This window comes from Candidatus Krumholzibacteriia bacterium (assembly GCA_029865265.1).
In the GTDB taxonomy this organism is placed as follows: domain Bacteria; phylum Krumholzibacteriota; class Krumholzibacteriia; order WVZY01; family JAKEHA01; genus JAKEHA01.
On the sequence record JAOUHG010000001.1, the window covers coordinates 204508 to 216893 of the forward strand.

Genomic DNA, 12386 nt, shown 5'->3' on the forward strand with positions numbered 1-12386 from the left:
CACGGACGTATGCAAGGGTACGGACCCGGGGGGGGGTGGTCAACACCTACCTGCCCGGGTCCGCCGCAATTTTATCTTGGAAAACCGGCGGGGTTTGTGATTGCGTTCACTTGCGCGCGGTGGATTGCGTGGTGATCCGATAGCACACGATCGACATCGGCTCCGCGTTCTCGTCCTCCACCGGTTCGTCGGTTTCGTCGGCGTTCATGGCGCGCTCCGCCGAGCGCAGTTGCCGCACCACGAACAGGTAGTCGCCTACCACCTCAACGCCGTCGTCCCGGTAGCTCCCCTCGGTGTTGATCGCGGTCTGCTGCACGAAGCGTCCGGCGGGGTCGAACACGTCCAGGGTCACCAGCGTGCCTTTGGGCGCGGCGAAGGCGCCGCGGCTCGACAGCACCCACAGCGAGCCGTCGGGGCGCGCGAACATCTTGACGATGTCGCGATCGGTGGGGCTGGCGGTGGACTCCGGGCGGTGCGTGCCGCTGCTGGTGCGGAAGCGAACCTGCGGCTTGTTCTCCTCGATCTCCTTCTTGCTGCGCGCGCGGTGCTCGTACGCGCGCTCGTACACACGCTCCAGCTTGCCCGACGCATCGAAGCGCTTGATCTTGTAACCGTCGAAGTCGTCGCTCAGGTAGATGCGCCCGTCACTGCCCGCGGCCCACTCGGGTCCGCGCGCCTGCTTTTCGTCGAAGGTCATGTTGGACATTTCACGGCGGGTGGTGCTGGTGGCCAGCACCGCGCGCGAGCTGCCCTTGCCATCCAGCAGGTGCAGCGTGCGCGTGCTGGTAAAGGTGCCCTCGCCGCGCTTGAACTCGTTCACGCCCAGAATCACGTTGTCGGCCGCGCGGCCGGCTTCGAAGAACATCTGCATGCCGCCGTCCGGCGCTTCGGGTGCGTGGAAGTCGCCGCCCGGGGTTCCGTCCGGATTCAACAGGATGATCCGGCCGGGCATCGTCTGCACGATGGCGATGCGTCCGTCGGGCAGGATGAACATGGACGAGGGCCGCCGGAACTCACCCGGCCCCTCGCCTTCGCGGCCGATGTCGCGCAGGAAGTTTCCGTCGCGATCGAACACGTGCACCTGGTTGAGCTGCACGTCCAGCAGGTAGACGTTGCCGGCGTCGTCGACCGCAATTTCTCGCACGACGCCGAAGATCACGTCCTCATCGTCGTCGCCGCCCGCGCGCCACGCTTCCTGCGGGGACAGCGTGGTGCTGCCGCCGGAAGGCGCGGCGGGACTGGTGACGTGGACGACGCCGTCCTTCGTTGTCTCGGTGCCGGACCAGTCCGCGCCCAGCGACGGGGTTGCGGCGGTGAGCACGGCCGCCGCGATGGCGATGTGGGTCGGTATTCTCATAGGGGCTACCGGGTTCCTTTCTCGTGTGCTGCCAACGGTAGTATACTGCCGGGATGTCCGTATGGCAGTCTGAACACCGCGCGCGCCTTGAGGTTCCGGGCTCATGAAGATCGAGCCGGTCCGGATCCAACTCACCAGCTGCCTCCTGCGGGAGTTCCGCAAGGGCGATGAGCCCTCGCTGGTGCGCCACGCCAACAACCGCAACATATGGATCAATGTCCGCGACTCGTTTCCATATCCCTACCGGCAGTCCGATGCCCGGGCGTGGGTGCGGCTGGCGGGCCGGGAGGGGTTGAACCAGGTGTTCGCCATCGACGTGGACGGGTTCGTGATCGGGGCCATCGGTGTGCGGCCGCGTGAGGATGTCAACGCGCTGAGCGGCGAGATCGGCTACTGGCTGGGCGAGGAATTCTGGAACCGGGGCATCACCACCGAGGCGGTGGTCGCCGTAACCCGCTATGCCTTCGAGGAAATGGGGATGATTCGGCTGTACGCAGAAGTGTTCGAATGGAACGTGGCCTCGATGCGTGTGCTGGAGAAGGCGGGCTTCACGCGGGAGGGGACCATGCGCCGGAGCGCGGTGAAGAACCGGCAGGTCATCGACCAGGTCCTGTTCGCCAAACTTCGTGAATAACAGGAACTTGGCTGGTGTGGCGACAATAGAGGATAATTTTTCAACTATTCAGTTGCGTATCGCGTTTGCGTTCCCGGATACTCGGCCGGTCGTCGAGTCATTCCGCAGTGAGGAGGCCGCAATGACCCTCAACCTCGAAAGCGCCCCGGCCAAAACCGCCGGCAGTTCGTCCGCGCGTGCCCCGCACGCCGCCAAACCCGTCAAGCATTTCAAGCGCCCGGTCGAACGGGTGTTCACGCGCGATCAGCGCCCGTACACCACCGTGCTCTTCGGCGGGCTCACCTGGAGCCACGAACGGTTGATCCAGGGTGCATGGGAAGGACTCGGCTACAAGTGTGACGTCGTCCCGACGCCGGACGTGAAGGCGTTTCAGCTGGGCAAGGAGTACGGAAACAACGGCCAGTGCAATCCCACCTACTTCACGGTGGGCAACCTGGTGCAGTTTCTGCACGGGCTCGAAGCGAAGGGAATGACGCGCGAGCAGATCTGCAACGACTACGTCTTCATCACGGCGGGGGCGTGCGGGCCGTGCCGCTTCGGCATGTACGAGGCGGAATACCGGCTGGCGCTGCGCAACTCGGGCTTCGAAGACTTCCGTGTCATGCTCTTCCAGCAGTCCAAGGGGTTGTCGCAGGAGGATCTCGAGGCGGGTATCGAGATGAACCTCGACTTCTTCCTGGGCCTGCTCAATGCCATGAACATGGGTGACATGCTCAACGAGATCGGCTACCTCGTGCGGCCCTACGAGACCGAGGAAGGACGCACCGATGCCGTGCTCGAAGCTGCGCGCGAGCGGCTGGCGGAGGTCTTGAAGAATCAGCCGCGCCCGAAGCTTGGCGACGGCGTGGAAAAGATTCTTCGCCAGACCGGCCTCTACAACAAGGCCGACTACGCCATGAAGTTTTCGCGCCAACTCGCCAGTTCGTACTACACCGATGCCCTGCATACCGTGCGCGAGCAGCTCGCCGATATCGAGGTGGACCGGTTCCGCGTCAAACCCGTGGTCAAGATCACCGGCGAGTTCTGGGCGCAGACCACCGAGGGAGACGGCAACTACAACATGTTCCGCTTCCTCGAGCGCGAGGGCGCGGAGGTCATCGTGGAGCCCATCGGCACCTGGATCATGTACATGATCCACCAGTTCAAGCAGAAGCTGCGCGACCGCAAGGGCATCGAGGACAAGGCGGAAATGCCCGCGTGGACGCGCCGGCCCCACCGGCGCCTGGCGGTGGAGGCCCGCTACCGCAAGCGCTATACGCGCATGACCGTGGCCGAGAAGATCTTCATGCGCGAGTACACCCGCCTGCAGGAGGCGCTGGGAGGCGGAATCCTCCACGAGCTGGTGTGTCAGTATGAGCTTCAGCGCATGGGCCACCCGTACTACAATTCGCGAGCCGCCGGTGGCGAGGGCCACCTGGAGGTGGCGAAGAACATCTACTACTCGAGCAAGGGCGTGGCGCACATGGTGGTGTCGTTGAAACCGTTCGGCTGCATGCCCAGTACGCAGTCCGACGGCGCCCAGGCCGCCGTGGTGGAGCAGTACAAGGACATGATCTACCTGCCCATCGAGACCAGCGGCGAGGGTGAGATCAACGCGCACTCGCGTACGCAGATGGCGCTGGGCAACGCTCGCATCAAGGCCAAGCAGGAGTTCGCCGAGGCATTGGCGCGGACTGGCCGTACAATTGATGAACTGAAGGCCTATGTGGACGCGCACCCCGAGATGAAGAAGGCGCTGTACGTGGTGCCCAAGCGCGACGACGTGGTGGGCAAGGCGGCCAACTTCGTGCTGCACGTGGCCGAGCGGATGGCGGCGGAAGACGGCCGCAGGGTTGCCTGAACAAGAGGATGATCGCCCGCCCGAACAGATTTGTGCTCGGTATCGACGTGGGCTCGACCACCGTGAAGGCGGTTGTCGTCGACGTCGAATCCGATCGCGTCCTCTGGCAGGACTACCAGCGCCACGAGACCAAGCAGCCCGAGAAGGTCCTCGAGTTCCTCAAGCGCATCGACGACGAAGTCGACGGCTTCGCCGCGGCCGCCGCCACGAGCGACATCCGCGCGTTCATTACCGGCAGCGGCGGCATGGGCATCGCGCCGCGCGTGGGCGCCAAGTTTGTGCAGGAAGTCAACGCGGTGTGCCTGGCGGTGGAAAAGGTGCATCCCGCCGCCGGTTCGGTAATCGAGCTGGGCGGCCAGGATGCCAAGATCATCGTCTTCAAGGAAGATCCCGAGACCAGCCGCAAGAAGAAGATCCCCTCGATGAACGACAAGTGCGCCGGGGGCACGGGTGCCGTGATCGACAAGATCAACGCCAAGCTGCGCATTCCGCCCGAGGAGCTGTGCGAGCAGGGCTATAACGGTGTGAAGCTGCACCACGTGGCCGGCAAGTGCGGCGTGTTTGCCGAGACCGACATCAACGGCCTGCAGAAGCAGGGTATTCCCACCGACGAACTGATGGCCAGCCTGTTCGAGGCCATCATCGGCCAGAACCTCTCCGTGCTCACGCGCGGCCATACCCTGCGACCCGAGGTGATCCTGCTCGGCGGACCCAATACGTACATCCGCGGCATGCGCGAGGCGTGGCAGCACAACATCCCGATTACGTGGAAGGAGCGCGAGGTCGCACTGCCCGAAGGTGTCGATCCGAAATCACTCATCGTGGTGCCGGAGAACGCGCAGTACTACGCCGCGGTGGGCGCGGTGGAGTACGGCAAGGACGAGGACGACGACGTCGGCGTGTACAAGGGATGGAGCGCGCTCGAAGACTACCTGCACAACGGCCGCAAGCAGTCGCGCGCCAGGGCAAGCGCCGGCCTGAGCAAGGACGAGGCAGACCTCGCTTCGTTCAAGGAGCGCTACAAGACGCCCCACTTCGAGCCGGCGGCATTTTCCGCGGGGGAGACGGTGCGTGCCTTCATCGGGCTCGACGGCGGTTCGACCTCCACCAAGGCGATTCTCTTGAACCCCGAGCGCGAGGTGCTGGCCAAGTCCTACCAGCTCTCCAAGGGCAACCCCATCAAGGACACGATCGAAGTGGTCGGCGATCTGCGCCGCCACGTAGAGTCGTTCGGTGCGCGGCTCGAAGTTCTGGGGGTGGGCACCACCGGCTACGCCAAGGACGTGCTGCGCGACGTGCTCGGTGCCGATGCCGCCATCGTGGAAACGGTGGCGCACGCTGAGAGCGCACTGCACTTCTATGACGACGTGGACGTCATCTGCGACGTGGGCGGCCAGGACATCAAGATCATGGTGCTCAACGGCGGCAGCGTGAAGGACTTCAAGCTCAACACGCAGTGCTCGGCCGGCAATGGCTATTTCCTGCAGAGCACGGCGGGGGAATTCAACGTGCCGGTGGAACAATTCGCCGACACGGCGTTTTCCGCGGAGCAGATGCCCACCTTCGGATACGGCTGCGCGGTGTTCATGCAGTCCGACATCGTCGATTTCCAGCGCCAGGGATGGACGGCGGCGGAGATCATGGCGGGACTCGCGGCGGTGCTGCCCAAGAACATCTGGCTCTACGTGGCGCAGATCCCCAACCTGGCCAAGCTGGGCAAGCGTTTCGTGCTGCAGGGAGGCACGCAGCGCAACCTGGCGGCGGTCAAGTCGCAGGTGGATTTCATCGAGTCGCGCTTCCGCTGCAACGGCGACGACCCCGACATCATCGTGCACAAGCACTGCGGCGAGAGCGGCGCCATCGGCGCGGCACTGGAGGCGCAGCGCCTGTGGAAACACGGGCACAAGACCACCTTCATCGGTCTCGATGCGGTCGAGACCATCTCCTACACCGCCACCACGTCCGAGGAGACGCGCTGCCACTTCTGCAAGAACGAGTGCCTGCGCACCTTCATCGACGTGGAGGCCGTGGGCAAGGTCAAGCACGAGCAGGGCGACGTGGAGACGGCCGTTTCCGCGGCCGGTTCGCGCAAGTCCAAGGTGGCGCTGACCCCGGGCGCGCGGCGTCTCATCGTCAACAACTCGTGCGAAAAGGGACTCGTGGAAGACGTGGAGTCGATGCGCGAGATCAAGAAGGACCTCGACGCGCGCCTCAAGGCCGCGCCCAACTTCGTGGAGAAGGGCGCGCGCGAGGTGTTCAAGCCCACCCGGCCCGAGTCAGTGGCGGATGCGCCGCCGAAGGTCACCATCACCGCGGCGCAGAAGGCGCGTGTGGAGCGCATGGGCAAGCGCGAGAGCCTGCGCATCGGCATTCCGCGGCTGTTGAACCAGTACTCCACCAACCCGCTGTTCTCGGCGTACTTCGAGGCGCTCGGCGTGCGGCCCCAGAACCTGGTGTACTCGGACTACACCACCGAGGAGATCTATAAGGAGGGTGCCAAGCGCGGTGCCATCGACCCGTGCTTCCCCAGCAAGCTCGGCATCCCGCACGTGCACAACCTCATCTTCAAGCACCACGAGAAGAAGCCGCTCGACGTGATCTTCTTCCCGATGATCGACGACCTCAAGAGCGAGCTCATCAAGACCCAGGATTGCCGCGCGTGCCCCACGGTGACGGCCACGCCGGAAGCGGTGAAGGCCGCCTTCACCAAGGAGGGCGACCTGTTTGCGAAGAAGGGCATCCGGTACATCTGCCCGGTGGTGAACGTGGCGCAGCCGCGCTTGTTCGCGCGCCAGATGTACCACGCGTTCAAGGACGTGCTGGGTCTCACGGAGAAGGAGAGCGACCGTGCGGTGGACGCCGGTTTCGCGGCACTGGACGCGTGGGTGGCGGAAACCCGCCGCGAGGCGCGCGAGGTACTCGACCAGCTCGAGGCGGACCGCAAGCTTGGCATCGTGGTGCTGGGCCGGCCGTATCACAACGACCCCGGCATCAACCACGAGATCCTGGTGGAGTTCCAGAAGCTCGGCTACCCGGTGTTCACGCAGGACAGCCTGCCCCTCGACGCCGACCTGCTGGATCGCATGTTTGGCGACGAGGTGCGCGCGGGTGACATCGAGAGCCCCATGGACATCAGCGACGTGTGGAAGAATGCCTACAGCGAAAACACCAGCCGCAAGGTGTGGGCGGCCAAGTTCGTCGCGCGTCACCCCAACCTGGTGGCGCTGGAGATGTCCAACTTCAAGTGCGGGCACGACGCGCCCATCTACTCGGTGGTCGAGGAGATCATCGAGTGCTCGGGCACGCCGTACTTTTCGTTCAAGGACCTCGACGAGAACCGCCCCGCCGGTTCCATCAAGATCCGCGTGGAAACGATCAGCTACTTCCTCAAGCGCTACCGCGAAGACAAGCTGCGCGAAGCCTGGCTCGAAGAGCAGGCCGCCCACCGCGCCCACCCGGCCGACGCCCCGGCGCCGGTGGAAACCGACACACCCGCCCGCTGGGCCGAAGCGGCCTGACCGGCCCACCCCAGCGGCGCCCCGGCGATGCAGCTCCTCCGCTCAGGGTCCTCGCGCGAAACATTTGGAATCGCGCTGCGGTAATCGCGTCGGGCCGGCATCGCGCAGGCGCCCGTCGGTTCCGTGGTACAATGCCCGCATGGATCGATTCTCACAGTGGCGGCCGCACCCGTGGCACGGGCTGTCGCCCGGGGTGGAGCCACCGCACCGCGTCACCGCGTTCATCGAGATCACGCCCTTCGACTTCGTGAAGTATGAGATCGACAAGGACTCGGGCTACCTGCGCATCGACCGTCCGCAGCGCACGTCGTCGCTGCCACCCGCGCTCTACGGGTTCATTCCGCGCACGTACGCCGGGGCGCGTGTGGGTGGTCTGATGCCCGGCGCGTCGGGTGGAGACGGGGATCCGCTCGACATCTGCGTGCTGAGCGAGCGGCTGGTGGCCAAATCCGAGGTGCTGGTGGCCACGCGGGTGGTGGGCGGAATCCCCATGCTCGACGACGGACACGCCGACGATAAAATCATCGCCGTGCTGGAAAACGACCCCCTCTGGGACGGCTTCGACGACCTCGCCCACATCCCCGGCCCCTACGTCGAGCGGCTGACCCACTACTTCGCCACCTATAAGATGATCCCTGGCAAGCCCTTGACGGCCTCGGTGGGGGAGCCCTACGGAAAGGCCCACGCCGAGGCGGTGATCCAGGCGGCCCTGGACGACTACCGCGAAGCCTTCCCGGCCCCCTGAATTCACGTGACCCCTTGACAAAAAAGTGTTTTCGGGGTATTCAGGCAATTAAGACCCTATTTTCCTATTTGATCGGTTCGGACGCCTTCCGGACCGATGCCCTCCGCCAGGAGGTGACGCGTGACAATCGGCAGCTGGGTCGCCCACGCCGTGGGCGAACGGATGACCTGGGAGACGCGCGACGAGGTTCTCGCCGACGGCGAGGTGCTCGTTGAGATCGCCGGGTGCGGCGTGTGCCACACCGACCTCGGCTACTTCTACGACGGCGTACCGACGCGCCATCCCTTTCCCCTGACACTCGGCCACGAAGTAAGCGGCGTGGTGGTTGAAGCCGGCCCCGGAGCGACCGAATGGGTCGACCGGCGTGTCGTCATCCCCGCCGTGATTCCGTGCGGCAAGTGCGATGCGTGCCGCGACGGGCACGGGTCCATCTGCCCGAAGCAGGTGTTCCTGGGCTGCGACGTGCACGGCGGATTCGCTACGCACGTCCGCGTGCCCGCCAACGGCCTGTGCCCGGTTCCGGATCTCAACGACCGTGCCATCAATCCCACCGGTCTCGACCTCGCCGCGCTGTCCGTGGTGGCCGACGCCGTTTCCACGCCCTACCAGGCCATCGTTCGCAGCGGGCTCGGCAAGGGCGACCTCGCCGTGTTCGTGGGTGTGGGGGGCGTGGGCGGGTTCGGCGTGCAGGTGGCGGCCGCGATGGGTGCCGCGGTGGTGGCGATCGACGTCGACGAAGAGCGCCTCACCACGATGAGCAAACACGGCGCCGCGCTCACGCTGCGCGCCGATATGGACTTCAAGTCGCTGCGCGGTGCGCTCCGGGATTTTGCGAAGGATATAAGGATACCCACGTGGCGGCAGAAGATCTTCGAGACGTCGGGGACGCCCGCGGGACAGTCCACCGCCTTCAGCCTGCTGGGCCACGGCGGTTACCTGAGCGTGGTCGGCTTCACACCGGCCAAGGTGGAGGTCCGGCTCTCCAACCTGATGGCCTTCGATGCCGTCGCGCAGGGCAACTGGGCGTGCCTTCCGGAACACTACCCGGCGGTCGTCGACATGATTCTTTCCGGCCGCGTCGTGCTGGAACCGTTCATCGAACGGCGCCCGCTATCGTCGATCAACGAAACCTTTGACGATGTCCACCACCGGCGCACCCGTCGCCGGATCATTCTCATTCCCGAGGAATAGCCATGGAACTCAAGAACCACGATCTCGCGCGCGGCGATGCCCCCGGCATCCTGTATGAAGAAGTCCCGGTGCGCGGACCCGGTGGCAAGGCCGTTGAAGGTCTGCACGCGATCCGCATCACGCTGGACAACCCCAAACAGCTCAACTCCTACACCACCGACATGGTCAAGGGCGTCATCCTCGGCATGCGCCGCGCCGCCAATGACCGTGCATGCGTGGCGGTGATCTTCACCGGCGCCGGCGACCGCGCGTTCTGCACCGGCGGCAACACCGCCGAGTACGCCGAGTACTACGCCGGCCGGCCCGAGGAGTACCGGCAGTACATGCGTTTGTTCAACGACATGGTCACGTCCATCCTCACCTGCGACAAGCCGGTGGTGTGCCGCGTCAACGGCATGCGCATTGGCGGCGGGCAGGAGATCGGCATGGCGTGTGACTTCTCGCTGGCCCAGGACATGGCGCTGTTCGGACAGGCGGGACCGCGGCACGGTTCCGCGCCCGACGGGGGCAGCACGGACTTCCTGCCGCTGTTTGTCGGCGTGGAAGCCGCCATGGAGAGCTGCACCGTCTGCCAGCCGTGGAGCGCGCACAAGGCCATGCGGCTGGGGCTGCTCACGCGCCTGGTGCCGGCGCTGAAGGTGGACGGGAGTTACGTGCCCAATCCGCTGGTGGTCACCGACCGCTACGTGGATGACATGGGACGCCTGGTGTATGGCGAGAAGAAGGAAGGGGACGGCCTGGCGCGGGGCAAGGAAATGCTCAAGCGCGGGGCCATGGATCTTTCGCAACTCGACGCGGAAGTGGACGCCTTCGTGTATTCGCTCGCCATGACCATGCCCGGCTGCCTGAGCAAGACCATCGAGAGCGTGCGCAAGCACAAGCTGATTCACTGGGACAAGAACCGCGAGACCAACCGCGCGTGGCTCGGACTCAACATGATGACCGAGGGGCGCGCAGGATTCCGCGCGTTTCACTACGGACCCAAGGATCACCGCGAGGTGGATTTCCTTCTCCTGCGCCGCCGCATCGCCGAGGGGCGCACGTGGGATGACGCGCTGACCGAGGAGATCCAGCCCAAACCCGACACCGTCAGCGGCCGCAAGGCCTGAAGAATGGAGGCCGCATGAGCAAGGAAGCGGTGCACACCGACGCGATACGCGTTGAGCCCCTCGACGAAGGGGCGATCTGGCGCGTCGTGCTCAACACGCCCAAAGCCAACATCATCGACCAGACCAAGACCGAGGCGCTGACGCGTGTGTTCGACGATGCGCACGGTGACACGGCGGTGAAGGCGATCGTCCTGCTGGGTGAGGGGCCGCATTTTTCGTTCGGCGCCAGCGTACAGGAGCACCTGCCGGATGCATGCGGCGCCATGCTCACCACGTTTCACGGGCTGTTTCGTTCCATGCTCAACGCGTCGGTGGTCACACTGGCGGCGGTGCGCGGTCAGTGTCTGGGCGGCGGGCTCGAACTGGCCGCGTTCTGCAACCGGGTGTTCGCGTCCGAGGACGCGCGCCTGGGCCAGCCGGAGATCGTGCTGGGCGTGTTTGCCCCGGTTGCCTCGGTGGTCCTGTGCGAGCGCATGGGCCGCGGCGGGGCCGAGGATCTCCTGCTCTCGGGAAGAACACTGACCGCCCGCGAGGCGCTGCCCCTCGGGCTGGTGGACGAGATCGCGGACGACCCCGCGGAAGCGGCCGTGTCGTACGCGCGCACCCACCTCCTTCCGCGGTCGGCGTCCAGCCTGCGCTGGGCGGTGCGCGCGGCCAGGCGCGACTACGGAGAGCGAATGACCGCGGAGCTCGCGCGTCTCGAGGCCATGTACCTGCATGGACTCATGCGCACCGCGGACGCCAACGAAGGCCTGCAGGCGTTTCTGGGAAAACGCCAGCCGGCATGGAGGAACCAGTGAGCACCAGCACCGGCGAACGCATGTCCCCGGGCCTCGCGGCCGTCGTGGAGCGCGCGGAGTTTATCTATCGCGATCGCGGCCTGGCCGAGGTTCGCGCGTGGAAGTCGCGCACCAGCGGCCTTGCCATTGGTTTCATGCCCATCTACGTGCCGCGCGAACTGTTGCACGCGCAGGGCGTCCTGCCGGTGGGCATCATGGGTGGGGGCGACGACCTGGAGATCATCCGCGGCGACGCCTACTACCAGTCGTACATCTGCCACATCCCGCGCAGCACCATCGAGATGGGCCTCAACGGCACCCTCGACTGCCTCGACGGCATGATCTTTCCGGCCACCTGCGACGTGATCCGCAACCTGTCCGGCATGTGGCAGCTCCAGTTCCCTGAGAAGATGTCGCGCTACTTCGACGTGCCGCAGAACTTCGATGCCGAGGTGGGCGGGAGCTTCTACCGCCGCGAGCTGGAGGACATCTCGCGCGAACTCACCGAACGCGGCGCCCGCCCGCTGGAGCCGGAGGCGCTGCGCGCGTCTATCGCGACCTACAACGAAAACCGCCGCCGCGTGGAGGCGCTGGTCAAGATCCGCCGCGACACACCCTGGAAGATCCCCACCCACGAGCTCTACCTGCTGCTGCGCGCGGGACAGGTGATTCCGGTGGAGGACTTCACCGCCATGCTCGACGAGTACACCGCGGCGGTCCAGGAAGAGACCGCGCGCCAGCCCATGGACCAGGCGCGGGTGCTGCTGACCGGGTCGTTCTGCGAACAGCCGCCGCTGGGGCTCATCAAGACGCTGGAGCGCTCGGGCTGCTACATCGTGGAGGACGACTTCGTGCAGGTGCACCGCTTCATCCGCGGCGAGATCCGCGAGAAAGGCGATCCCATGGACAGCCTGGTGCGCGCGTTCATCGAGGATGGCGTGGCCAGCCCGGTGCGCTACATCGCCGAGCACGAGAAGGGTGCGGAGCTGGTGGCGCGCGTCAAGGAGAGCGCCGCCGAGGGCGTCATCTACTGCTCGGCCAGCTTCTGCGACCCCGCCCTGCTCGACCAGCCTATGACCGTGCGCGCGCTGGACAAAGCGGGCATCCCCTACACGGCGTTCAAGTTCGCCGAGAACAACGGGCAGTTCCAGGTGATCCGCGAGCAGTCGGGCACCTTCGCCGACTCAATCAAACTTTGGAGCGAGGTATAGCC

The 12386-nt window shown here is 65.5% G+C and carries 9 protein-coding genes; 8 read left to right on the forward strand and 1 reads right to left on the reverse strand.

Annotated elements, in window-relative coordinates; genetic code table 11:
• Positions 1 to 106: 106 nt before the first annotated feature.
• Positions 107 to 1357, reverse strand: a complete 1251-nt coding sequence (locus OEX18_00800; protein ID MDH4335802.1) for a 6-bladed beta-propeller — start codon at positions 1355 to 1357, stop codon at positions 107 to 109.
• A gap of 103 nt (positions 1358 to 1460) precedes the next feature.
• Here OEX18_00800 and OEX18_00805 point away from each other — a divergent pair, with 103 nt between their 5' ends.
• The 8 genes from OEX18_00805 to bcrC all read left to right on the forward strand — a co-directional run bounded on the left by OEX18_00805 (position 1461) and on the right by bcrC (position 12384).
• Positions 1461 to 1991 carry a GNAT family N-acetyltransferase gene (locus OEX18_00805; protein MDH4335803.1) on the forward strand — a complete coding sequence of 177 codons (531 nt, stop codon included), beginning with the start codon at positions 1461 to 1463 and terminating at the stop codon, positions 1989 to 1991.
• 121 nt (positions 1992 to 2112) lie between these two features.
• Positions 2113 to 3831, forward strand: a complete 1719-nt coding sequence (locus tag OEX18_00810; protein MDH4335804.1) for an activator of (R)-2-hydroxyglutaryl-CoA dehydratase — start codon at positions 2113 to 2115, stop codon at positions 3829 to 3831.
• A gap of 8 nt (positions 3832 to 3839) precedes the next feature.
• Positions 3840 to 7349 (forward strand): acyl-CoA dehydratase activase-related protein, encoded by a 3510-nt coding sequence (locus tag OEX18_00815; GenBank protein ID MDH4335805.1) that lies wholly within the window; start codon positions 3840 to 3842, stop codon positions 7347 to 7349.
• A 139-nt stretch (positions 7350 to 7488) separates the two neighbouring features.
• Positions 7489 to 8094, forward strand: a complete 606-nt coding sequence (locus OEX18_00820; GenBank protein ID MDH4335806.1) for an inorganic pyrophosphatase — start codon at positions 7489 to 7491, stop codon at positions 8092 to 8094.
• A 120-nt stretch (positions 8095 to 8214) separates the two neighbouring features.
• On the forward strand, positions 8215 to 9285 hold the full coding sequence (had, locus tag OEX18_00825; GenBank protein MDH4335807.1) for a 6-hydroxycyclohex-1-ene-1-carbonyl-CoA dehydrogenase: 1071 nt from the start codon (positions 8215 to 8217) through the stop codon (positions 9283 to 9285).
• Positions 9286 to 9287: 2 nt separating this feature from the next.
• Complete coding sequence (gene oah, locus OEX18_00830) at positions 9288 to 10394, forward strand: 6-oxocyclohex-1-ene-1-carbonyl-CoA hydratase (GenBank protein MDH4335808.1); 1107 nt, start codon at positions 9288 to 9290, stop codon at positions 10392 to 10394.
• Positions 10395 to 10408: 14 nt separating this feature from the next.
• The gene (locus OEX18_00835; GenBank protein MDH4335809.1) at positions 10409 to 11194 is read left to right on the forward strand and encodes a cyclohexa-1,5-dienecarbonyl-CoA hydratase; all 786 of its coding nucleotides are present in this window, start codon (positions 10409 to 10411) and stop codon (positions 11192 to 11194) included.
• Positions 11191 to 12384 (forward strand): benzoyl-CoA reductase subunit C, encoded by a 1194-nt coding sequence (gene bcrC, locus OEX18_00840; GenBank protein ID MDH4335810.1) that lies wholly within the window; start codon positions 11191 to 11193, stop codon positions 12382 to 12384. The genes OEX18_00835 and bcrC overlap by 4 nt, the downstream gene beginning before the upstream one ends.
• The last annotated feature ends 2 nt before the right edge of the window (positions 12385 to 12386 follow it).